Source organism: Larkinella sp., from assembly GCF_965227735.1.
Taxonomy (GTDB): Bacteria; Bacteroidota; Bacteroidia; order Cytophagales; family Spirosomataceae; genus Larkinella.
In genome coordinates this window covers 3096762-3120187 of the sequence record NZ_OZ245776.1, presented here as the reverse complement: position 1 = coordinate 3120187, position 23426 = coordinate 3096762, and the positions used below count along the sequence as shown (strand labels likewise).

At 53.1% G+C, this 23426-nt stretch carries 18 protein-coding genes; 12 read left to right on the top strand and 6 right to left on the bottom strand.

Translation table 11 applies throughout. The features are described 5' to 3' along the window. Nucleotides 1-137: 137 nt before the first annotated feature. From ACO064_RS11955 to ACO064_RS11925, 7 genes are all read left to right on the top strand, one after another. The gene (locus ACO064_RS11955) at nt 138-2411 is read left to right on the top strand and encodes a S9 family peptidase (protein ID WP_421827587.1); all 2274 of its coding nucleotides are present in this window, start codon (nt 138-140) and stop codon (nt 2409-2411) included. Between the two features lie 640 nt (nt 2412-3051). Continuing rightward, the gene (locus ACO064_RS11950; RefSeq protein WP_421827586.1) at nt 3052-6222 is read left to right on the top strand and encodes a SusC/RagA family TonB-linked outer membrane protein; all 3171 of its coding nucleotides are present in this window, start codon (nt 3052-3054) and stop codon (nt 6220-6222) included. A 21-nt stretch (nt 6223-6243) separates the two neighbouring features. Next, nucleotides 6244-7710, top strand: coding sequence for a SusD/RagB family nutrient-binding outer membrane lipoprotein (locus tag ACO064_RS11945; RefSeq protein ID WP_421827585.1), 1467 nt, complete (start codon nt 6244-6246; stop codon nt 7708-7710). A 24-nt stretch (nt 7711-7734) separates the two neighbouring features. Next, on the top strand, nt 7735-8235 hold the full coding sequence (locus tag ACO064_RS11940) for a hypothetical protein (RefSeq protein ID WP_421827584.1): 501 nt from the start codon (nt 7735-7737) through the stop codon (nt 8233-8235). Between the two features lie 31 nt (nt 8236-8266). Then, a complete protein-coding gene (locus ACO064_RS11935) occupies nt 8267-9415 on the top strand; it encodes a pyridoxal phosphate-dependent aminotransferase (RefSeq protein WP_421827583.1) in 1149 nt (382 codons plus the stop codon). A gap of 74 nt (nt 9416-9489) precedes the next feature. Continuing rightward, a complete protein-coding gene (gene aroB, locus ACO064_RS11930) occupies nt 9490-10515 on the top strand; it encodes a 3-dehydroquinate synthase (RefSeq protein ID WP_421827582.1) in 1026 nt (341 codons plus the stop codon). Between the two features lie 137 nt (nt 10516-10652). Then, nucleotides 10653-11189: a DUF4136 domain-containing protein gene (locus tag ACO064_RS11925; RefSeq protein WP_114406811.1), complete on the top strand. Its 537-nt coding sequence runs from the start codon at nt 10653-10655 to the stop codon at nt 11187-11189. 249 nt (nt 11190-11438) lie between these two features. Here ACO064_RS11925 and gldA read toward each other — a convergent pair whose 3' ends face one another. Beyond that, entirely contained in the window at nt 11439-12380 is a 942-nt protein-coding gene (gldA, locus tag ACO064_RS11920; RefSeq protein WP_421827581.1) for a gliding motility-associated ABC transporter ATP-binding subunit GldA, read from the bottom strand. 155 nt (nt 12381-12535) lie between these two features. On the opposite strand from gldA, the gene ACO064_RS11915 reads away from it, so the two are divergent. Beyond that, on the top strand, nt 12536-12979 hold the full coding sequence (locus tag ACO064_RS11915) for a lysozyme inhibitor LprI family protein (RefSeq protein WP_421827580.1): 444 nt from the start codon (nt 12536-12538) through the stop codon (nt 12977-12979). Nucleotides 12980-12990: 11 nt separating this feature from the next. After that, nucleotides 12991-14658, top strand: coding sequence for an amino acid permease (locus ACO064_RS11910; protein WP_421827579.1), 1668 nt, complete (start codon nt 12991-12993; stop codon nt 14656-14658). Nucleotides 14659-14979: 321 nt separating this feature from the next. Here the strand turns inward: ACO064_RS11910 and ACO064_RS11905 are convergent, their stop codons facing one another. The 5 genes from ACO064_RS11905 to panC form a co-directional block, all read right to left on the bottom strand. Beyond that, nucleotides 14980-15666, bottom strand: a complete 687-nt coding sequence (locus tag ACO064_RS11905; RefSeq protein ID WP_171062995.1) for a zinc metallopeptidase — start codon at nt 15664-15666, stop codon at nt 14980-14982. Nucleotides 15667-15814: 148 nt separating this feature from the next. Then, nucleotides 15815-16303: a D-glycero-beta-D-manno-heptose 1-phosphate adenylyltransferase gene (gene rfaE2 / locus ACO064_RS11900; RefSeq protein WP_421827578.1), complete on the bottom strand. Its 489-nt coding sequence runs from the start codon at nt 16301-16303 to the stop codon at nt 15815-15817. Between the two features lie 125 nt (nt 16304-16428). Further along, complete coding sequence (locus ACO064_RS11895) at nt 16429-17445, bottom strand: lysylphosphatidylglycerol synthase transmembrane domain-containing protein (RefSeq protein ID WP_421827577.1); 1017 nt, start codon at nt 17443-17445, stop codon at nt 16429-16431. Between the two features lie 153 nt (nt 17446-17598). Next, nucleotides 17599-17946 (bottom strand): aspartate 1-decarboxylase, encoded by a 348-nt coding sequence (gene panD, locus ACO064_RS11890; protein ID WP_421827576.1) that lies wholly within the window; start codon nt 17944-17946, stop codon nt 17599-17601. A 114-nt stretch (nt 17947-18060) separates the two neighbouring features. Next, complete coding sequence (gene panC / locus ACO064_RS11885; protein ID WP_421827575.1) at nt 18061-18903, bottom strand: pantoate--beta-alanine ligase; 843 nt, start codon at nt 18901-18903, stop codon at nt 18061-18063. Nucleotides 18904-19103: 200 nt separating this feature from the next. On the opposite strand from panC, the gene ACO064_RS11880 reads away from it, so the two are divergent. The 3 genes from ACO064_RS11880 (at nt 19104) to glmS (ending at nt 23356) form a co-directional block, all read left to right on the top strand. Next, nucleotides 19104-19913, top strand: a complete 810-nt coding sequence (locus ACO064_RS11880; RefSeq protein WP_421827574.1) for a glycogen/starch synthase — start codon at nt 19104-19106, stop codon at nt 19911-19913. Beyond that, nucleotides 19870-21294, top strand: coding sequence for a DUF4270 family protein (locus tag ACO064_RS11875; RefSeq protein ID WP_421827573.1), 1425 nt, complete (start codon nt 19870-19872; stop codon nt 21292-21294). The genes ACO064_RS11880 and ACO064_RS11875 overlap by 44 nt, the downstream gene beginning before the upstream one ends. Before the next feature lie 208 nt (nt 21295-21502). After that, nucleotides 21503-23356, top strand: a complete 1854-nt coding sequence (gene glmS / locus ACO064_RS11870) for a glutamine--fructose-6-phosphate transaminase (isomerizing) (RefSeq protein ID WP_421827572.1) — start codon at nt 21503-21505, stop codon at nt 23354-23356. The last annotated feature ends 70 nt before the right edge of the window (nt 23357-23426 follow it).

Here is a 23426-nt window from a genome sequence, read left to right as displayed (position 1 = left end):
TGGGGTAATGCCATCCCCGTTGTGATACCGTCCTCCCCGGATGTTATCCGGGGCTAGTGATGCAAGCCTTTCAGGCTTTGGGGTGTTGGTAGAGATCGGCTTTTTGTTATCTTCGGGAGTCATTCAGAAACAAACTCATGAAGAAACTTTTCCTCCTCGCAGCCGCTTTCGGGCTGTTGTTTCCGCACGCCCACGCCCAAACCGGCAAACAGAAGATTACCGTGACCGACCTGACCCGCATCCGGCAGGTTGGGGGCGTCAAAACCTCGCCCGATGGCCAACAGGCGGTTTACACACTGACGACGATTGAACCGGACGCCGAGAAGAAAGATGAATATGAGTATAAGACCCATATTTATGTAGCCGGCTTAAAGCGTAGCGACGCATCGTCCGGCGATCCCAAAGCGTTGACCCACGGCAGCGAAAGCGCCCGGCAGCCCGACTGGTCGCCCGATGGCAAGTCGATTGCGTTTGTGCGGACGGTGAAAGGCAAATCTCAGATTTTTGTGATGCCGCTCGATGGGGGCGAAGCCTGGCAGTTAACCAAACTGAGCTACGGGGCTTCCAGTCCGCAATGGTCGCCGGATGGCAAACGGATTTTGTTTACGGCCAGTGCCTCATTGTCCGACATTTTGAAAGACTCGCTGCTGAACCGGGGGAAAACCGTGCCGGCCTGGTCGTTGGAAAAACCGGGTTTCGCCACCAATGAGTTTATCAAACCGGACAAAACCGTGAAGGCAAATCCCGACGGATCACTGGCCGAAATCCGGGCCTATCTGAACAAGGATGTGGAGGATAAAAAAGCGAAAGTCATCAACCGGCTCAATTTTCAGGGCGAATCGACCACCGAACCCGAGCTGAGCTTTACCCACCTGTATGCAGTCGAGGTCAAAGAAAACGCGACGCCGAAACCCTTGACGCACGGTTTTTATTCGTTCCAGGCTCCGGTCTGGATGCCCGACGGCCTAGGGATTCTGGCCGTGACCGACCGCGATACGCTCCGCCACCCTGACCGCGAGCAGGATGCCGCGCTAATCTGGCTGGCGGCCGATGGCTCGGGCAAACGGATCAGCCTGCTGTCGGAAGCCGGAAAAACGTATTTCTCACCCTCGGTTTCGCCCGATGGTCGTCAGTTGGTTTTGCTGACGAATGCTGCACAGGGCGTTAACGCGGGGCAGCTTGCCATAGCCGCCCTGAACGGCACGTCGGTTTCTGATTTGCAGGTGGTTGCTTTCGACCGGGCGGCTGGCAATCTGAAATGGGGAGCGGTGCCGGGTCCGAAAAAGAAAAAAGGCCCCGCAACCACGGCCTATGCGGTATTTTTTACGGCATCATCGAACGGCGGGGTGCCGCTCTACCGGCTTGACCCGGCTACGAAGCAGGTAACGCAATTGTCGGATTTCGACAGCGGGATCACGGCCTTCGATCTGGCGGGTGATCAGGTGGTGTTTGCCAAAACCGCCGTTGCCAATCCGTCGGAATTGTATATGGCAGCTTTTACGGGTGCTACGACGCAAAAACCGCTTACGGCCAATGCGGTGAAACTGAGCAATCACAACGACTGGGTGGCCGGAAAAACGTTGAGTTTTCCGGAAAAACGGACTTACAAAAATTCGAAAGGGCAGACGGTCGAGTACTGGATTATGAAGCCCACGGCGATGGCGGCAAACGACGCGTCCGCTTCCAATAAGAAATACCCCTTGCTGCTCAACATGCACGGTGGCCCAACGGCGATGTGGGGACCCGGCGAAGCGTCGATGTGGCACGAATTTCAGTATTTCTGTTCGCAGGGCTACGGCGTGGTGTATGCCAACCCGCGGGGGTCGGGCGGCTACGGGATTGATTTTCAGCGCGCCAACGTCAAAGACTGGGGAACCGGCCCGACCGAAGATGTGCTGGCAGCCGCGACCGATGCCGCCAAAGAAGCCTGGGTCGATACGAGTCGGCAGGTGATTACGGGCGGTTCGTATGCGGGCTATCTGACGGCCTGGATTGTGGCCCACGACAACCGCTTCAAGGCGGCTTTTTCGCAGCGCGGGGTGTATGACCTCACGACTTTCATGGGCGAAGGTAACGCCTGGCGGCTGGTTCCGAACTATTTCGGGGGCTATCCGTGGCAGAAACAGACCGCAGACGTGCTGGAAGCCAATTCGCCGTACACGTTTGTCGAAAACATCAAAACGCCCCTGTTGATCAAACACGGTGAAAACGACCTGCGAACGGGCGTAATCCAGAGTGAAATGCTCTACAAAAGTCTGAAAATACTGGGCCGCCCGGTCGAGTATGTCAGGATGCCCGGCGGTACGCACGAGATGAGCCGGTCGGGGAACGTTCGCCAGCGGATTGACCGGATGTTGCGGATTTACGAGTTCTTCGAGCGGTATATCGGCGAAAAGAACAACCGGCAATAGACAGGGACGCGGATGGAACGGATGCAACAGATGTCCACGGATAAAATCTGTTTTAATCCGTTGTATCCGTCCAATCCGGGCTCCTGTCTATTGGATTTTAAAGAGAAATAATTTTGCGTTACCAATGGGCACATTTGGCAAATGATATTTTTTTGAAAATTTTGTACGTATATACTTAAAAAAGTGACAATTTAATTTGGCAAATATATTGTTTTGCTTACTTTTGATTTATCGACAAACCACAGTGACTTCTTTCTTTCTATAGGGCAATCCGCTGGCCGCACTACCGGAAAGCCCTGACCGGATCACGCATTTCCTGCATGGAGCAGGGAGGGTCCGGATTCACTGCCTGAGAAATTCAGGGCAGTTCAACCATTCCGTTTAGCCTTAATCAAACCAATTACCGACGATCTGGTCGGCTGGGCATTGCGTTGTCCATTCGGATCAAAACCGTACCAGAAATCTCGGACAAAGCACTGAATCCGGAGCAACTCCGGATGATCAGTCATTGTCATGCGCCCGGTTGCGGAGGGCGGTTCGGCGAAGCGGCCAGTGTCCGGCCGTCCAACGCTCCGGGTTTGCATGACAATGGACGTGTTCAACTATCCATCTTTAACGTACTTTGTTAACCTAGCTAATTATGAGGAAAACGCTACTATTACTAGTAGGGATGATCTGGTTGTCGGTAGTGGTTGCTACGGCCCAGACGCGTACGCTTACCGGTACCATTCTGGCGGCCGAAGAAGGGCCTCTCCCCGGGGCCAATGTCGTCGTGAAAGGCAGTACAACCGGAACGACAACTGATAACGAGGGCAAGTTCACCCTGAAAGTCCCCTCCGAAAATGCAACCATTATCATCAGCTCCATCGGCTTCTTAACCGAAGAAATCGCCATCGGCAATCGCTCTACACTTGATTTAACCCTCAAAACGGACGTCAAGTCGCTGTCGGAGGTCGTGGTAACCGCTTTTGGGGTTGAGAAAGAAGTGAAATCGCTCGGCTACGGGGTGCAGGAAATCAAAGGCACGGCACTCACCGAAGCGCGTTCGTCCAACGTCGTCAACGCCTTGTCCGGCAAAGTGGCCGGTTTGCGGGTTAGCTCCAACGGCGGGCCGGGGAGCGGTTCCACCATCCAGATTCGGGGTGCCTCATCGGTTTCGGGCAACAACCAGCCGCTGATTGTGGTCGATGGTGTACCGATTCAACAATCCTTCGACAAAACGTACGGTTCCGGGATTTCGGAAGTAAACCCGGATAACATCAAGGAAATGAGTATTTTGAAAGGCCCTAATGCGGCTGCTCTGTATGGTTCACGGGCGGCAAACGGGGTCATTCTGATTACGACCAAAAACGGAGCGGGAACGAAAGGCATCGGTGTTGAAATCAACTCCAACGTTACGTTTGAGCGCCCCTGGATCAAACCGCAGTTTCAGAACACGTACGGTGGCGGAAACGGCTACCGGACCTGGTACACCGACGGGTGGTCGGGTGCCATTACCGATCCGCTCGAAATTCAGCAATACCGGGCGGCTTACCCAACGGCTCCCCTGACCGGCACCGAAGGCACCGACGAAAGCTGGGGTGGCCCGATGGACGGTCGGCTGGTTCGGCACTGGTGGTCGGGCAAGGAAGTGGCTCCGCTCACGCCCAACCCCAACAACTGGGAAGATTTCTGGCAAACCGGACAGACCATTACGAACAGCGTAGCGGTTTCGGGCGGGAACGACAAAGGAAGCTTCCGCCTGTCGGCTGGTCGGATGGATCAGAAAGGGCTGATTTACTACAACGACTTCTACCGGAACAACTTCAAATTCAACTCCGCCTATAACTTCACCCCGAAATTCAGCGCAACCGTTTCGGCGGAATACATCAAATCGGGCGGTAACCGGAGCTACAGCAGCGGTCAGGAGTTCATCTGGGCGCACCGTCAAACGGATTACACCAAGTTGCGCAACTGGCGGGATTACACCAGCGTTCACATCCAGCGGGCATTGCCCGGCAAACCCGCCGACACCGATCCCCCCAACTGGCAGCATACGTTCTTTACCAACCCGTATTATTCTTCGGAGTTGCTGCCGTCTAATAACGAAAAAGACCGGCTGGTGGGCAACATCGCGCTGAACTACAAAATCCTGCCATCGCTGAGTCTGATGGTCCGGAGTGGAACCGACGTCTGGACCGATACGCGGATCAGTGTCAACAATTTCGAGCGGGTTCGGAACGGAAACCGGACGCCCGGTGCTTTCACGGAAGAAATTCTGCGTCGCCAGGAAACCAACCACGATGCCATTCTGACGTTCAACAAAGCCATTAATTCGGATTTTTCGACCAACATCCAGGTCGGTGCGATCTCCCGGACGAATTATTACAAACGCAATTCGCTCGCCGTGGGTGAGTTGGTTGTCGACGGCCTCTACAATGCCTCCAACGCCAACCCCAGCCGGAACACGGCCCAGAGCGCGATTGAAAAGTCGCAGGTCAACAGCGTATTCGGATCGTTGGAAGTGAGCTACAAAAACGCACTCTTTCTGAACGCTACGGCCCGCAACGACTGGTCGAGCACGTTGCCCTCGGACAACCGCTCGTATTTCTACCCATCCATATCGGGTAGTGCCGTGATCACCGATCTTCTGAATGTGCAGAGCAATGTGATTTCGTTTGGTAAAATTCGGGCGAGCTGGGCGCAGGTTGGAAACGATGCGTTGCCCTACCAGTTGCTGCAAACGTTCCGAGCCGGAACTTCCTGGGCGGGATCGACGCCGGAGTTTTATGAAAACACCCAGATTGCCAACTCCACGCTGCGGCCGGAAATTACGACCGGAACGGAACTGGGGCTTGATGTCCGCTTCCTGAAAGGGCGGATTGGGTTGGACGTAACGTATTACGATCAGCTCTCCCGTGACCAGATTCTGGCGGTTGAAATCTCGAAATCAAGTGGTTACAATTCCCGCGTTCTTAACGCCGGTAAAATCTCCAACAAAGGCCTTGAAGTGGTGCTGACCGGTACGCCCGTCAAAACCGCCACCGGTTTTAGCTGGGAAACAACCCTGAACTTCTCCCGCAACCGCAACAAAGTGCTGGAACTGGCCGAAGGGCTGACGACCTACACGCTGGCCACCCGGCAGGGATTGATTACCGAAGCCCGGGTTGGACAACCGTACGGCAGTTTTTTCGGAACCGGTTTTGAAAAAGCCCCCGATGGACAGCGGATTTACAATGCCAATGGCTTGCCGGTGATTTCGACCACGCCCCGCACGCTGGGCAACGTGCAGCCGAAATGGACGGGTGGCTGGTTGAACAGCCTGACCTTCAAAGGCTTCTCTGTTTCGGCTTTGGTGGATGTGAAATGGGGTGGTGACTTTTTCGACGAAGGCACCGGAACCGCCCGCTGGACGGGCCAGTATGAAGAAACCGCCGTGGGCCGCGAAGAAGGCGTGATTGGCAAAGGCGTTTACAACGCCGGAACCGCCGAAGCACCCAACTACGTCCCCAACACGGTGATTGTCCCGGCTAAAACCCTCATTGCCTACAACAACCCGCGCAGCTACCACGAAGCGTCGATTTACGACGGCAGCTACGTCAAACTCCGTGAGGCTACGATTGGCTACCAGCTACCGGCGGGTTTCCTGAACCGGGTCAAAATCCGCTCGGCCAAGATCTCCCTGGTGGGCCGTAACCTGGCGATGCTGTTCAAAAACACCACCCACGTCGATCCTGAAGTGGACCGGTTTGGGGCTAACCAGCAGGGTTTTGCCTACGGCGAATTGCCCAGCTCGCGCAGCATCGGCGCCAACCTGAGTCTGTCCTTTTAATTCCGACCAAACGAATTGACTATGAAGATCATAAAAGCACTTTTTGTGAGTATCGGTTTGATGACGCTGGCGGGTTCGTGCACGTCGGAGTTCGATGAAATGAACGTCAGCCCGAACGATCCGACCGCCATCAGCCCCCAGTATCTGTTGCCCTATGCCCTCGAAGCTTCCGTTGATCGCTATTGGGGCGTCCGGACCCGTTTTGAGCGTTTGAATCTGGATGGGGCCATGTGCTGGATGCAATATCTGACCCGCAACATCTACTCCAACGAGGGGGATAATTATGAAGTTTCGGTTGGGTTTTATACCAACAACTGGAAAGGATTTTTCAACGACGCTCAGGTAAACTACCAGCGGATTATTGCGCTGGCCGGACCGGGCGGCAAATTCGAAAATGCCAACTACGAAGGCGTGGCACTGGTCATGCGGTCGTGGGTGTTCTCGTTGCTGGCCGATGTCTACGGGCCTATTCCGTATACTGAAGCACTGAAAGGCACGGCTGAATCGCCTAACTACACGCCGGTTTATGATCCGGTCGAAACGGTGTATGCGGGTTTGCTGAAAGACCTGAAAACCGCCAACGAGAAGTTGAGCGTGACAGGCCCGGCCATTGCTGGTGATATTCTGTACGGTGGTGACATTCTGAAATGGAAGAAGTTTGCCAACTCACTGCGGTTGCGCTTAGCAAACCGTCAGGCCGTGAAAAAATCGGCGGAGTCGAAGGCCGTCATGGCCGAGATTCTGGGCAATGCAACAACCTATCCGGTTTTTACGAGCAATGCCGACAATGCCAAACTGACCAACTCCGCCGTATTGCCCAGCAACAACGAGTGGCACCAGGTGATGATTCAGGACGGCCGAACCGACTGGAACATCAGCAAAACCCTGGCCGACCGGCTGAATGAACTGGGTGACAGCCGGATTACGGTTTACGCGCAGCCCAACAAAGCCGGTAAATACGAAGGTCACGCCAACGGATTGCCCGATGCGGTTGCCACGGCTTACCTCGGAACGAGTTCCTTACTGGGGACTTACTTCACGGCCCCAACGGCCCCGGCCGTCATCATGACGTTTTCGGAACTGAACCTGATTCTGGCCGAAGCGGCTGCGGATGGCGACATCACGGGCAGTGCGCAGACGTATCTGGAGAAAGGCATCACCGCTTCGTTCGACCAATACGGTTTGACGGTGCCCGCCGGGTATCTGGCCAAAGTAGGAACCGCTACCAAAACGACCATCATGGAGCAGAAGTGGATTTCGTTGTTCGGGCAAGCCATCGAAGCCTGGACGGAGTACCGCCGGACGGGTCTGCCGGTGCTGCCCGCGAAAGATTCACGGTCGGTTTTCTCGAACGATGGTGTGCTGCCAACCCGCCTGAAGTATCCCACTTCGGAGTATTCCCTGAACAAAGTGAGTCTGGATAAAGGCATCTCCCTGCTCGGTGGAGCGGATGATATGAAGTCTAAATTGTGGTGGGTTGAGAAATAATTATAATTAACCATGAAGATGCGTATGAAGAGCTATAAAATCCTTATTTTGAGTGGGTTACTTGCAGCAGGGAGCTTGCTCGCCGGGTGCGAAAAAACGGAGGATCCCTTTGTCGATCGCGTCGTCGCGCCGGTTCTGGTACTGGTCGACGGAGCCTCCGACGGCGGTGGACAAACCGCCGAACCGGTGGTGACGCAGAAAATTACCGCCCCGGTGGTGATGACCGTGAAAATTCTGGAACTGGACAAAAGCGGTATTCTGGACTACAAAGTGGGCATCGACTCCATTCCGGTAGCGTCATTAACCGTCAAGCTGATGAAACGCGAGGTGAAAGGCACGGCGACCGTCATGACGGCAATTGCGGATCTGAAAACCGATGCCACCGGAAAGGCCACCCTGACCAAAACCTGGGCCGAACTCGGCATTGCTGCGCCCGCCGTCGGTAGCAGTGTGTCGCTGACCTGGACGGGCGAATACAAGGGCCAGGCATTTTCCCGGTTGTCGCGGGTTCAGGGGGTAAATTAAACGAAAACAAACATCTAACCACTTCTTTCTTATGTCTCTTAATCGTCGTGAATGGCTCCGGTCCGGATTGCTCGCGGGTGTTGGTTTAGCCGCAGCCCCGGCCGCGTATTGTGAACCCTGGCTGGACAACGCAGCGCCAGCCGGTGCCTTACCGCCAACGGCTCCCAAAGGTGCGCTGAAAGCACGTCTGTCGGCCAACGAAAATCCGTATGGTCCATCGCCAAAGGCGTTGAAAGCGATTAATGAAGCCGCTTCGGATGGCTTTTTGTATCCGTTTTCCTACGGCGCGCAATTGCAGAAAATGATTGCGGATGAGGAAGGGGTAGCACCGGAGCAAATTCTGCTTTCGGCGGGTTCGGGCGCGTTGCTGCACGCAACGGCTTTGCAGTATGCGTATGCCAGTCCGGGCAGCAGCGTGCTGTCGGCCGACCCCACCTACGAGTCACTTGTTCGGGCGGCTGTGATGCACGGCATGACGTGGGACAAAGTACCCCTGACCAGCGGCACCTACGACCACAATCTGGAAGAAATTGAAAAGCGGGTCAACGACAAAACCGGTCTGGTTTATATCTGTAATCCCAACAACCCAACGGGCGTTACGATCAATCCGGAAAGCCTGCGGGCGTTTGTGGACCGTGTTTCGGCGAAAAAACCGATCTTCGTCGACGAAGCCTACATTCACTACACCGGCGATCCGAAGAAATACACGGTGATCGAAAACATCAAAAAAGGCCAGAATGTGATGGTGGCCAAGACGTTCTCGAAAATCTACGGCATGGCCGGTTTGCGGATGGGCTATATGGTGGGTCAGCCGGATACGCTGAAAGCCATCTCGAAGTGGGGCGGTGGAGCCGGTAACCTGAGCATGACCACATTGCGGGCTGCACTGGCGTGTTACAAAGACGAAGAATTTATCAAATATTCACTGGGCAAAGGACTGGAAGCCCGCGAGTTTCTGTATGCCACGCTGAAGCAGAACGGCTACACCTACCTGCCATCGGGAACCAATTTCGTGCTGTTCCCGATCCGGATGAAAGGCGACGATTTCACCAAGAAAATGATGGAAAACGGCGTGAGCGTTCGTCAGTGGAAATTTGATGGTCAGTTCTGGTGCCGCGTGAGCCTCGGGACGATGGATCAGATGAAATACTTCGCCGATGCGCTGAAAGTTATTTCCTAGTTACCCACGGACTTTCGTACCTTGAAATCGCTTCCGAAGACTTACCTTTGGGAGCGATTTCTATATAACCACCTATGTCCGTTCACATTTCACCCCTGGCCGAAAGCTTGCCGGCTTTTCTAAAGCAGCACAATTATTCGGCCATTGCGGTTCTGGCCGATGCAAATACGAAGCGTCATTGCTATCCGGCAATAAAAAATTTTTTACCGAAACATAAGATTATTACGGTTCGGGCGGGGGAAGAATTCAAGAATTTAGCGACTTGCGAAACCGTCTGGCAGGCCCTGACCGACGCCCAATTTGACCGTCATGCCCTGTTGATTGATCTCGGAGGGGGCGTAATTGGGGATTTAGGCGGTTTTTGTGCCGCTACCTACAAGCGGGGCATCGATTTTATTCAGATTCCGACCACGCTATTGTCGCAGGTGGATGCGAGTGTGGGCGGAAAGTTAGGTATTGACTTTCACGGATTTAAAAACCATATTGGGGTCTTCAAACTACCGGAAACCGTTCTGATCGACACCGTTTTCTTTCAAACCTTACCGGAGTTGGAGTTGCGGTCGGGTTTTGCCGAAATCATCAAACATTGCCTGATTGCCGACGCGGCCAAATGGAACGTCATTCGTCGCCGGGATCTGCACCAGCAGGACTGGAATGATCTGGTGGCGCATTCGGTGGGCGTGAAAAAAAATATCGTCGGGCAAGATCCAAATGAGAAGGGAATCCGTAAAGTATTAAACTTCGGTCACACGCTGGGACATGCGCTCGAAACCCATTTTCTGGCCGATCCCAAACGCCGGTTGCTGCATGGCGAAGCCATTGCCGCCGGGATGATTGCCGAAGCCTTTATTGCCAAACGCAAAGGCCTGATCGAAACCGGCTTGCTGGAGCAGATTGAAGAGTATCTGTTTTCCATCTATGGCCGTGTCAAACTGACGGATGCCGACCTGGAGCCGGTGTTGAAGCTGACGTTGCAGGACAAGAAAAACCGCAACGGCGAGGTTCGGATGGCTTTGCTGGACGGACCGGGAAGTTGCACCTACGATGTGCTGGTGACGAAAGCAGAAATGCGCCGGGCACTGGATTACTATCGAACCTAAACTAGTCTGTAAGCAGGGCCGTTCACGCGGTTTTTTTGAACCTTATAGCTAGACACTTACTATACCAATAGTACCATTCATTTTTAACCAGTTTGTCTATACGATTCAAATTTACAACCCTGTTAAACAGTCCGTTTATGAAACATTTTATCGGCGTTCTTGTGTTACTGGCTGTGGTTTCGCTGGCCGGATGCATGCCTGGGAAATTATTCGTTGAGCACGATTACAGCTACGAAGGGCATTTTAAAAACTATGAATCCTTTAACTTTCTGGAATGTGAGTATATCGACTCCACCCTGCTCTGCTCGGACATCCAGGAAGCCATTCGTCACCAAATGGAAGCACGGGGGTATAAAGTGGCCAACCGGGGTCCCAATCTGCTGATTTCCTACAACATTTTCCGCAACGATCTGCGTTTCAGAGGCTACCAGCAACCGGTTATTAAGGACTGGGTGGTGAGTGAAGATGGCGACGCAACGTACAAGCGCATCGACTACAACCTCGACGAAGGGACGCTGATGATTTCTCTGATCGATGCCGATACCTACCAGGTGATCTGGAAAGGCTATGCGTCCCGTGTAACCCGAAATCCGAACTTTAAGAATAATTACTTCAAAGGCATTGTCCGATCCATCTTCGACCAGTATCCGCTGATGGCGTCTGCCCGAAAGTGAAGTAAAAATTAAATAGCGAATATTGAACGTTGAATGGCGAATAACGAAATAAAGAGGCAGCGCCACTTCGTTATTCGCTATTCAGCGTTCAATATTCGCTATTCACTATTTGGTGTTGTTAGTCTGCCTGAAAGTGAAGTAAGAGTTAAATAATAAAAATTAAATAGCGAATATTGAACGCTGAATAGCGAATAACGAAATAAAGAGGCAGCGCCACTTCGTTATTCGCTATTCAGCGTTCATTATTCGCTATTCACTATTTGGTGTTGTCAGTTGTTTAAACACCCCCTCCAGATTGCTTTCCTGCTGTTTCAGCCCAACGAGCGTCAGGTTTTTGTCGGCCGCTAAACGAAAAACTGCGGCTCGCAGGTCACTGTCTTTGTGGGCCGTCAGCCGGTAGCGGTTTTCGCCCAGGGCCTCGATGCGCAAAATGCCGGGAAGTGCGTTCAAGACCGCAACATCCTCCAGATCCCGCTCGAATTCGGCCACGACGGCGACCGAACCGTCGGACGTTTCCCGCAACTGACTCAATTGCCCATCCGCCACAATCCGGCCCCGGTTGATGATGATGACCCGCTCGCAGAGGGCTTCCACTTCCTGCATGATGTGGGTTGAAAACAACACGGTTTTTTCGCGGCCCACTTCCCGAATCACCTGGCGGATTTCCGTAAGCTGATTGGGGTCAAGTCCCGTGGTGGGTTCGTCGAGAATCAGAACGGGCGGATTGTGAATCAGGGCCTGCGCCAATCCGACGCGCTGCCGGTATCCTTTCGACAACTGCCCGATTTTCTTGCGCTGTTCCAGTTCCAGCCCCACCAAGCCGATCATCTCCGAAACCCGCCGACTCAGTGCAGAACCCCGCAAACCGTGGAGCGATCCCGCGAAGTGCAGAAATTCCTTCACGTACATGTCGAGGTAGAGTGGATTATGCTCCGGCAGATAGCCCAAACTTCGCCGTACATCGATTGAATTCGTTCGAACGTCAAAACCATTCACCAAAACCGTGCCTTCGGTAGGGGGCAGATACGCCGTTGCCATTTTCATCGTCGTGGACTTCCCGGCCCCGTTGGGCCCCAGAAATCCCACGATCTCACCCGGCTGAACGGAAAAAGAAATGCCGTCGACCGCGCGCTGGGCCGTTTCGCCGTTTCGGGCGTAGAGTTTGGTCAGGTTTTGTACCAGAATGGACATTGGTCGATACGAAAATGCAAAGAGACAGCCTGCAAGGTAAAAAAACAATGCGAAGTCCCTCTATTAACGGCGTTTTTGGAAAACCGCTTTTAATACCAAAAACAATTTTTATTTTTAGCCTTCCGTTCAACCTGAAACGGGTTGAAATAACTGCAATGAGAACGAAGCACATCGGCATGGTAGTGGGTTGCCTGATGGCCATCAGTACGTGGGCGCAGCGACCGGCGACCCAAAGTCCCGCTCTGGAACACATCGATATTCTCAGTCATCCGCCGGATGTCCTCACCAACTGTGACAGCGCCCAAACGCAGACGGACATGAATTTATGCGCCCAGATGCGGTTTCAGAAGGCCGACCACGAATTGAATGCAGTTTACAAACAGTTGATCGGTCTGGTTGCGAAAGATGAGAAAGCCATCGTGATGGAAGCCCAGCGGCAGTGGATCGTTTACCGCGATGCCCACTGCAAAATTTACGAAAAAATGTACGAAGGCGGTTCCGCGCTGCTGATGGTGATTGCCAATTGCAAGGAAGCCACCACCCTCAGCCGGATTACCGAATTAAAAGAACTAATAGCCGAACGCAAACTTAGACAATAGACGCCAGCCTTATGAGTGACTCTGTATTCCGGAAAAAATCGGTTGTAAAAGCCATCGCCGATGTGGACGAGGGCCATGCGTCACACATGAACAAGGTGCTGGGCGTCCGCGACCTGACTTCGTTTGGAATCGCGGCCATCATTGGAGCCGGTATTTTCAGCACCATCGGACGGGCCAGTGTCAACGGCGGTCCGGCGGTCTCGCTGCTATTCGTCTTTACGGCCATTGCCTGCGTCTTTACGGCCCTCAGTTACGCCCAGTTTGCCTCCACCGTGCCGGTTAGCGGAAGTGCGTATACCTACGCATACGTGTCGTTCGGGGAGATTTTTGCCTGGATCATCGGCTGGGCGCTCATTCTGGAATATGCCGTCAGCAACATGGTGGTGGCCATTTCGTGGTCCGAATATTTCACGTCGATGCTCGAAGGGTTCGGGGTTCATTTTCCGTCTTACTGGGCAACCGATTACGGATCGGCGGCCAAAGCCTATGCGCTTGTGCAGGCCAGTGCTGCGCCCGCCAGTTTGCCCGAGAATACGCGGGAACTCGCGCAGGCTTTTCAGGATGCTCCGGCACTCGGAAGTTTGAAATTCATTGCCGACTTGCCCGCCGGTTTTGTTACGGTTTTGATCACGGCTCTGGTTTACGTCGGCATCAAGGAGTCCCGGGCCGCCAGCAACCTGCTGGTGGTGCTGAAACTGGCCGTCATTGGTCTGGTCATTGCCGCCGGAGCCTTTTACGTCAAACCGGCGAACTGGTCACCGTTTGCGCCCAATGGCGTTGCGGGGGTGTTGAGCGGAGTGGCTTCGGTGTTCTTTGCCTTCATCGGTTTTGATTCCATCTCGACTACGGCGGAAGAGTGCAAAAATCCGCAGCGCGATTTACCCCGGGCGATGATCTACTGTTTGATTATTTGTACGGTTCTGTACGTGCTGATCACGCTGGTGTTGACCGGCATGGTGAATTACAAGGAACTGGGCGTCGATGATCCGCTGGCGTATGTGTTTCAGAAGGTGGGACTCGACGCGATTGCGGGCGTGATTTCGGTTAGTGCCGTTGTTGCCATCACCAGCGCCTTGCTGGTGTATCAACTGGGCCAGCCCCGCATCTGGATGACGATGAGCCGCGATGGTTTGCTGTGGCCGCGTTTCTCGAAAATTCATCCGCGCTACCGGACGCCCTCGTTCGCCACCATCGTAACCGGTTTTCTGGTCGCCATTCCGTCGTTGTTTCTGGATATGCAGTTTTTCATCGACCTCACGAGTGTCGGAACCTTCTTCGCCTTTATTCTGGTCTGTGCTGGTATTCTGTTTCTGGACGCTAAAGGCCTTTCCAAACATTCGAAATTCAAAGTGCCTTATATCAACGGCAAATACATCATCGGCCTGGCGCTGGTTGTAGCGATGGTTCTGGTTTTGCGGGCGGGCGGTCTGCTGAGCGGGATTCAGGAAAAACCGTTGCTGGCGTTTTTCTGGCTTACCTGGGCCCTTTTTGCCGTCCTCTCGTTTCGGTACAATTTCTCCCTTCTCCCGGTTTTGGGCATCCTGACTAACCTCTACCTGATGACCGAGCTGGGCATCAGTAACTGGGTCATTTTCGTGGTCTGGCTGGTCATCGGTCTGGTAATTTACTTTTCATACGGCTACCGGAAAAGCAAACTGGCTGTCGAAACCGCTTCGTAAAGGGCGGTTTCAAATGGGAAATAGGAAAATAATGCAATATTTTATTAATTGATTGTACAGGCAATATAATTTAATGCTATCTTGTGACCCGGAAATCGTTGCGTTCAATGAGCGGTTTACACGGCTGAATGTTATGCCGATGAGTCCTGATTTGGCGGTCTACCGGTTTCCGATTGGAATTAATCTTTACATCTCGCAATAATGCAGAAAGCCTATAGGGTCTCCCTATGGGCTTTTTTTATATTGGAGAAGGGGCTATTATACAAAAAAAGAGGTGCCACGGTTTTTCGCAGCACCTCTTCATTGTAAGAAATTCTAAACTTAGTCGCTCCGGCGACCGCCCATCAGCAGGCTGGCATAATACAGCAGCGTGGCCAGCGAACCGAGTGCGGCTACTACGTAGGTCATGGCCGCCCACCAGAGGGCATCTTTGGCAAAACCGTATTCCCGTTGGTTGACGATGTTCCGGCTTTGCACCCAGGCCAGGGCCCGGCGGCTGGCATCGAATTCGACGGGCAGCGTTACAAAACTAAACAGCGTCGTCACGGCAAACAGAGCCACCCCAACCGCCAGCGGAATGATGGTGGTGTTGATCAGTAAAATACCGATCAGGATGATCCATTGCAGGTAACTCGACGAAACCGTCAGAAAAGGCACCATCGCCGAGCGGAATTTAAGGGGACCGTAGGCCGTTGCGTGTTGTACGGCGTGACCGCACTCGTGGGCTGCCACGGCCGCTGCCGACACGCTTCGCCCGTAATAGACGTCGGCGCTCAGGTTGACGGTTTTGTCCTGCGGGTTATAGTGGTCGGTCAGCATTCCTTCCACCGAGAGGACGCGAACGTCGAAAATGTTGTTTTCGTGGAGCATCCGTTCAGCAATCTCCTTGCCGCTCAGACCGTTGCTCAGTCCGATTTGTGAATACTCGTTAAACTTGCTCCGCAGACGCCAGCTAATACCGGCACTCAGGAGAGCGAAAATGATGAAAATAATCCAGATTCCAGGCATAATTCAATGAAGACCGGGGTCGCCGGTGCGATTAAGAGTACGTGGTTAAACGGTAGTGTGGATCACTATACTAACTTAACAAATATCACCAAAAAAACAGTTCATTGTTCATCCATACAGGCAACCGTTGATCCCGGTTTTGGGAAAATCATCCTTCCGGGTAAGCGTTGCGGATTTTTCCAATCAGGGCCGTGGTTGAATAACCCGCCACGAGCGGAATGGTTTGCACCCGGCCGCCGTTTTCCAGCACAAAATCGGCGCCCACGATGGCACTGACGGCGTAGTCGTCGCCTTTGACCAGCACATCCGGTTTTAACACCTGAATCAAGTCAAGCGGTGTGGACTCGCCGAAGAGAACAACCGCATCGACAAATTCCAGCGAAGCCATCAGCCGGGCGCGGGCATATTCGTTGACGACGGGGCGCAGCGGTCCTTTGATGCAACTGACGGACGCATCGGTATTTAATCCCAGAATCAATTTATCGCCGAATTGACGGGCTTTTTCCAGGTAATCGACATGACCCAGATGCAAAATATCGAAACAGCCATTGGTAAAAACCAGTTGCTGCCCCTCAGCGTGCCATTGTTCAGCTAACACAACGGCCTGATCCCGGCTGAGAATTTTGGATTCGGTCATATTGCTACAAATGGTTTTGATGGTTGAACGGTTCTGATGGTTAAAATGGTTGGATGGCTTGTTTTTAAACAACCATTTTTAACCATCCAGCCATTCTAACCATCTAATCATGTTTTATTTTATCATCACTCCGCGCCAACGACCTGTTGCGTGTTTCGGCCTTTCAGCATCACAATCAGGAAACTCAGTGCGCCCAGCACCACGACGTAGAACCACTGTGTAAACAGCATCAGCGTCGCCAGCGTGGCGCCATCCTGGTTACTGATTCCATAAAGTGCCAATGCCGCCCCGACCAGGATGTTGAACGTTCCGGCACCGCCCTGGACGGGAGCCGCCATGCCCAATGCACCCATGATTAGAATCGTCAGACCCGCGCGCCAGCCCAGATCGGCGGTTTGGGGCATGGCCGAAAACAGCACGAACGACATGAAATAGTACATTGTCCAGATCAAAACCGTATGAAAGATGAACGCCCCGGGGTTTTTCAACTTGCGGACACTCAGCAGGCCTTCGAGCAGACCAACCACGAACTTTTCAACGCGTTGGTAGAACGGTTTCTGACGAAGAACCTCTTTGTAACGGGTGTAGAAAAACCAGAGCATCACCGCAAAACCGAGCAGACATCCCCCCAGAATGACCAGCAACCAGGTGTTGTCGCGCACACCGGCCATGTTGAATTTGGATGCGAAAAAGTCCATCAGAAACGTACTGAGCCGGTTGAATTCGATCAGAAACGTAGCACCAAGGAGAAGAAACAACACCACGACGTCGATAATCCGCTCGGCCACAACGGTGCCGAAACTGACGTTCACGGGAACGCCTTCCAGGCGGTTGAGCGTGCCGCAGCGGGTGACTTCGCCCATACGCGGAACCACCAGATTGGCAAAATAACCGGTCAGAACGCCCAGCGTGGTGTTGACAATCGCGGGCCGGTAGCCCACCACTGGTTCCAGCAAGAGGCTCCAGCGATAGGCCCGGCTCCAGTGGGCCACCACCGTCAGCAAGCCCGACACGGCAATCCAGGTGTAGTCGGCTTTGCTGAACGCGTCGAACATGGCCGCCCGGTCGATGTCCTTAAAAACGTACCAGAGCAAGCCGGCGGCAATGCTGAGCGAAATGCCGTATTTCAGAATGTTTTTCAAGACGATTGGATGGTTTGATGGCTAAATATGGTTGGATGGTTTAATGGCTGAAGGATGGTTTTTAATGGTTAAAAATGGTTGGATGGTTGAAATGACGGGAAGCCATTCAACCATTTTTAACCATCCTTCAACCATCAAATCATTAAAAACCATTCAAACCAGATGATTATTGTTGTCGGGAAAAACCACCAGCGGTTGGTAGGTTTTGGCTTCATCGGTGGTCATCATGCCGTAGGCAATAATGATGATGATGTCGCCGACCTGCGCGCGCCGGGCGGCTGCCCCGTTGAGACAAATAATGCCGGAACCGCGTTCACCCTTGATCACGTAGGTGACCAAACGTTCGCCATTGTTGTTGTTGACAATATGGACTTGCTCATTTTCGAGCAATCCGGCCGCATCCATCAGATCCTCGTCGATGGTAATGCTGCCGACATAATTCAGTTCAGCCTGCGTTACCCGGACCCGGTGGATCTTGGATTTCATTACGGTAATAAACATAGTTGTGGTGACTGCCCGGTTTAAACGGACGGTCAAAAGTAGTGAAAAACCGTCCACCCGAAGCAGTTACCGCAAAAACAGCCCGCGAAAAGAGTTAGTTCAGCCGCTGGGTTGTCACACGATGAGGTTGTCGATCAGCCGGGTTTTCCCCAGATGCGCGGCAATGCACAAGGCTGTTGCGCCCGGTGCCTGGAGCTGTTCAACGGGCTGGAGCGTGTCGGCATTGGCGATTTCAAAATATTCCAGCCGAAAAGCGGGATGGTTCTGCAAATAGTGTTCTACGGCGGTTTTAGCGGTTTCGAGTGTTCCGTCGTTGCGCAAGATGTCCTGAGCCTGGGCCAATGCCTGGAAAAGGACGGGGGCTTCCTGCCGTTCGGCGGGCGACAGGTTGCGGTTGCGCGACGACATTGCCAGGCCGTCGTCTTCCCGTACGATGGGCATCCGAACCAGTTCCAGTTGAAAACCCAGATCGCGGACGAGCCGTTTTACCACCGCCACCTGTTGCAGGTCTTTCTGGCCGAAATACGCCCGGTCGGGCTGGATGATGTTGAACAGTTTGGAAACCACAATGCCGACGCCGTTGAAATGCCCCGGCCGGAAGGCTCCTTCCAGCACGGTTTCCAGTTCGCCAAAATTCAGTTTCATCAGGGGATTGGTCGGGTATATTTCGTCTGCCGAAGGGGCAAAAACCAGGTCGCAACCCGCTTCTTCCAGCAATTTACAGTCGGCCTCGAGCGTGTGCGGATACCGGGCCAAGTCGTCGGGGTTGTTGAACTGCGTCGGGTTGACGAAGATGCTGCAAACCGTGAGGTCATTCTGGGCTTTACTGGCCTCGACCAGGGTCAGATGTCCTGCGTGCAACGCCCCCATGGTCGGGACCAGCCCGATGGAGTAACCGGTCCTGCGTTGAGAATCAAGTGCTTGCCGTATACCGGCGATGGTTTCGTAGAGTTGCATAGTGACTTTTTAAGGAATTGAGTTGGTCAGCCGCCGGATTCGGTCGAAGCGTGAATTCGGCGACGAGCGGTTTATATTGACAAAACAGGAGTTTTTCTGGCGGAATTCTATTGAAATACCAGAAAAAATTGTATAATTTTGCAGATTTTTAATTTGTTCCGCTACGGCGGTGTATTTCACTAAAGCCCCCCAATCGTGTTATGAGCAAACTTCGGATTCTCTACGTTGCCAGTGAAATCAACCCTTTTCTCCAGACTTCTGCGGTGGCCGATTTTGTTCGGAAACTACCGCAGGCGATGCAGGAACGCGGCATGGAAATTCGCATCCTGGTGCCACGTTTCGGGCTGATCAACGAGCGAAAGAACCGGCTACACGAGGTGGTCCGTTTATCGGGTATTAACATTACGGTGGGCGATGAAGAAAAGCCGCTGATTATCAAGGTGGCCTCCATTCCCAATGCCAAGCTTCAGGTGTATTTTATTGACAATGAAGACTATTTCCAGCGTAAACACGTTTTTCTTGACAAGGATGACCAATTCTACGAAGACAACGACGAGCGGACTATTTTCTTCTGCAAAGGCGTTCTGGAAACCGTGAAGAAACTAGGTTGGTCGCCCGATATCGTCCACTGCAATGACTGGATGACGGCCCTGATTCCGCTGTATCTGAAAACAACCTATAAAAACGACCCCATGTTTAAGGATACCAAGTCGGTATTCTCGGTCTACAATAACTCATTTTCATACCGCTTCGACGATGGTCTGGTCGAAAAAGCCAAGGCCATGGATGTGGATGAGGATATGTTGAAGTATCTGAAATCGGCTGATTATGACGGTTTTATCCGGATGGGGTGTACTTATGCCGACGTGGTTGTAAAAGCCGACGAAGATTATAGCGAGAGTTTAAATACTATTTTGAATGATTTGTCCGACAAGAAATTTGAACTCGCCGAAGAAGGCCAGGAATTTGCTGATCAATACTACAACCTTTATACGGAACTGGCGGGCTAATCGGGGCCGCCGGGCCGTCAGCACGATTCAACTCAGTTTGATGGCCGGCATGTTCGTGCTGGTGTCGGTGTTGGTGGCCTGCGAAGAGCCGAAAGACATTGGTCTGGCACCACCCACGGCTATTGGCGTGCTGTATACCGACACGCTGACCGTTAAAACGTCCACCATTCTGCTCGACTCGGTTGTGACCGACCGCAACAGCCGCTTGCTGGTGGGTCAATATACCGATCCGGTTTTTGGCAAAGTCGTTGCCAAAACGTTCGGGCAGTTGTATGTCGAAGGCGGCAGTTTCAAAACCGAAGGTGAAATTGTCTACGATTCCCTGCGCGTGCTGGTCGGTTATTCGTATGTGTATGGCGATACCACCAGGGCGCAGGAGATTCTGGTTCACCGGCTGACGGAGGACCTGGATTCTACCAAACGGTATACCAACGCATCGTCGGTCGCGTATGCTACCGAGCCACTGGCCAAAATCAAGCTGACACCAACCGCCGTTGGAGGGGCCGGTTATGCCCGTCTGCCCGATGCGCTGGGTCGTGAGTTGCTGGAGCTTTCCAAAGGTTCCGGCATTGTTCAGGCGGACTTCCGGAAAGTGTTCAAAGGCATTGCCGTGGTTCCGGGTGCGACGAACACGACGGTTTTCGGGTTTTCCAACAACATGTTTGTCGAGTTGTATTACCACAAATCGGCGGATACGACCAAAGTGCTGAGCATCGACTTTTTCACAACGGCGGGTTTGCCCTCCTTCAGTCAGGTCAAGGTCGATCGTTCGGGAACGAAATTGGCAGCTTTGAGCCTCACAAAATCGCTGACGGGAGCCGACACGGGTGGTGAGATGTTCGTTCAGAGTGCTGCCGGTGTGACGACGAAAGTGAATTTTCCGACCATCGAGAACCTGAAAAAAGAAAGTGGCCGGATTGCCATCAACCGGGCTGAACTGAGCTTTTTCGTGAAAGGGAGCAGCCCCGGCGGCCCCGTTCCTTCCGTGATGACGCTGGCCCAGACCGATGCCAATAACCGGCTTTTGTACACACCGGAAGTTAGTACCGGAACCCGGCTGCTGCACTTGCTCCAGACTCAGTCGGGCACGTTCCAGACGGCCAATAAATGGTATTATCCGCAGATTGTTGGCTACAGCAGCCGTCAGAAAACCTACACTTTTGATGTTACAACGTATTTGCAGGCTATTCTGGTAGGCTTTCAAGCCAACAACGGTTTAGCTTTGTTACCTGCCACCAACACCTCATTGGTTACGACCAGCCAAACGACAGGAGCACCGAGTTTTCTGGCTCAACCTTACCTCAACAACCAGTTGAACGGTGCTATTTTAAATGCGCCGATGAATGCTAAACTGGTGGTGTTTTATACATACACGCCGTAAACTTAGACGACAAAAACGGAGCCAGCTTCTTTCAGGAGCTGGCTTTTTTGTTTATGTACTTTCCGGTTATAAATCGCGAGAATCAACGGTTTTATTGGTATCTTTCCCAGAAAGAAGGGCGGTTTTGTTAACAATTTAGGAATGCAAGATCACTTCCTTAAATATTTTAAAAAGTAGTTTGTACAACACCATTTAAATTTAAAAGCCTATGTGTGGAATTGTCGCCTACGTCGGTCATCGCGATGCGGCTCCGTTGGTTCTGAAAGGGTTGAAACGACTGGAATACCGGGGGTACGACAGCGCGGGAATCGCCCTGCTCGATGTTGAATCGCCCGGTTCGTCGGGATTGAAGGTCTACAAGAAAAAAGGCAAAGTGGTCGATCTGGAGAACGAACTGGCGGGCAAGGCGTTGCAGGCCAAAATCGGGATCGGACACACCCGCTGGGCCACCCACGGCGCTCCGAATGACGTGAATGCCCACCCGCACGAGTCGCACGACCGAAAGCTGGCGATTATCCACAATGGTATTATTGAAAACTACGCGACGATCAAGCAGAATCTGATTCGGAAAGGCCACGTCTTTCGCTCCGAAACCGACTCGGAAGTGTTGATTCAGTTTATTGAAGACATCCGGAAAGAAACCGGGTCGTCGCTGGAGGAAGCCGTTCGGCAGGCCTTGCTGGAAGTGGTCGGGGCCTATGCCATCGTGATCATTTCAGAGGAAGACCCAACGCAACTCATTGCCGCCCGGAAAGGCAGTCCGCTGGTGATTGGGGTAGGGGAGAACGAGTACTTCTTTGCGTCGGATGCCACGCCGATTATTGAATACACCAAAGACGTCATTTACCTGAACGATCTCGAAATTGCCGTCGTTCGCGCCGGGGAGCTGAAGGTGATCAACCTCGACAACACGCAGACCACGCCCTACATTCAGAAAGTGGAGATGGAACTGGAAGCCATCGAAAAAGGCGGTTTTGAGCATTTCATGCTGAAAGAGATTTTTGAGCAGCCCCGTTCCATTGCCGATAGCATGCGCGGCCGCGTTCGGGCCGACGACGGTCATCTTCAACTCGGCGGTTTGCGCGATTACCTGGATCAACTGGCGGCTTCGAAGCGGATTGTGATTGTCGGTTGCGGAACGTCCTGGCATGCCGGGTTGGTGGCCGAGTATATTTTTGAAGAATTGGCCCGCATTCCGGTCGAGGTGGAATACGCGTCGGAGTTTCGGTATCGTAATCCGATCATCGCTGAACGGGATATTGTGATTGCGATTTCGCAGTCGGGCGAGACGGCGGATACGCTGGCGGCTATCGAACTGGCGAAATCGAAAGGAGCGACCATTTTTGGCGTTTGTAACGTGGTGGGTTCGTCGATTGCGCGGGCCACGCACGCAGGGGCCTACACCCACGCCGGGCCGGAAATCGGGGTGGCCAGCACGAAGGCGTTCACTGCCCAGGTAACGGTTTTGACGCTCATGGCCATCGCTGCGGCCCAAAAGAAAGGCACGATTTCGGAGACGCTTTTCCGCCAGTTGCTGGCCGAACTGGAACGCATTCCCGCGCTGGTCGACAAGGTGTTGCAAAACGCCGAGAAGGTGAAGGAAATCGCCTATATTTTTACGTACGCCAAGAACTTCATCTACCTGGGCCGGGGGCTGAATTTCCCCGTGGCACTGGAAGGGGCGCTGAAACTGAAAGAAATCTCGTACATCCACGCTGAAGGCTACCCGGCCGCAGAAATGAAACACGGTCCGATTGCACTCATCGACGAGGATATGCCGGTGGTGGTGATTGCGACGAAGGACAGTTCCTACGAAAAAGTTGTCTCGAACATTCAGGAAGTGAAAGCCCGCAAAGGCCGCGTCATTGCGGTGGTGACCGAGGGCGACACCCAGATTCGGGAAATGGTCGATTTTGTGATTGAAATTCCGAACGTTCACGACATTCTGATGCCGCTGGTTTCGGTGATCCCGTTGCAACTGCTGTCGTATTACATCGCCGTGATGCGGGGCCGCAACGTCGACCAGCCGCGCAATCTGGCGAAGTCGGTGACGGTGGAGTAATGACCGTGATTTTGAGAATACAGCCAGCAGAAAACACCCGTCAGGTTTACAAAACCTGACGGGTGTTTTC

Coding starts and splice junctions, on each gene's coding strand:
- ACO064_RS11955 (WP_421827587.1), top strand. CDS start 138: ATGAAGAAACTTTTCCTCCTCGCAGCCGCTTTCGGGCTGTTGTTTCCG.
- ACO064_RS11950 (WP_421827586.1), top strand. CDS start 3,052: ATGAGGAAAACGCTACTATTACTAGTAGGGATGATCTGGTTGTCGGTA.
- ACO064_RS11945 (WP_421827585.1), top strand. CDS start 6,244: ATGAAGATCATAAAAGCACTTTTTGTGAGTATCGGTTTGATGACGCTG.
- ACO064_RS11940 (WP_421827584.1), top strand. CDS start 7,735: ATGAAGAGCTATAAAATCCTTATTTTGAGTGGGTTACTTGCAGCAGGG.
- ACO064_RS11935 (WP_421827583.1), top strand. CDS start 8,267: ATGTCTCTTAATCGTCGTGAATGGCTCCGGTCCGGATTGCTCGCGGGT.
- aroB (WP_421827582.1), top strand. CDS start 9,490: ATGTCCGTTCACATTTCACCCCTGGCCGAAAGCTTGCCGGCTTTTCTA.
- ACO064_RS11925 (WP_114406811.1), top strand. CDS start 10,653: ATGAAACATTTTATCGGCGTTCTTGTGTTACTGGCTGTGGTTTCGCTG.
- gldA (WP_421827581.1), bottom strand. CDS start 12,380: ATGTCCATTCTGGTACAAAACCTGACCAAACTCTACGCCCGAAACGGC.
- ACO064_RS11915 (WP_421827580.1), top strand. CDS start 12,536: ATGAGAACGAAGCACATCGGCATGGTAGTGGGTTGCCTGATGGCCATC.
- ACO064_RS11910 (WP_421827579.1), top strand. CDS start 12,991: ATGAGTGACTCTGTATTCCGGAAAAAATCGGTTGTAAAAGCCATCGCC.
- ACO064_RS11905 (WP_171062995.1), bottom strand. CDS start 15,666: ATGCCTGGAATCTGGATTATTTTCATCATTTTCGCTCTCCTGAGTGCC.
- rfaE2 (WP_421827578.1), bottom strand. CDS start 16,303: ATGACCGAATCCAAAATTCTCAGCCGGGATCAGGCCGTTGTGTTAGCT.
- panD (WP_421827576.1), bottom strand. CDS start 17,946: ATGTTTATTACCGTAATGAAATCCAAGATCCACCGGGTCCGGGTAACG.
- panC (WP_421827575.1), bottom strand. CDS start 18,903: ATGCAACTCTACGAAACCATCGCCGGTATACGGCAAGCACTTGATTCT.
- ACO064_RS11880 (WP_421827574.1), top strand. CDS start 19,104: ATGAGCAAACTTCGGATTCTCTACGTTGCCAGTGAAATCAACCCTTTT.
- glmS (WP_421827572.1), top strand. CDS start 21,503: ATGTGTGGAATTGTCGCCTACGTCGGTCATCGCGATGCGGCTCCGTTG.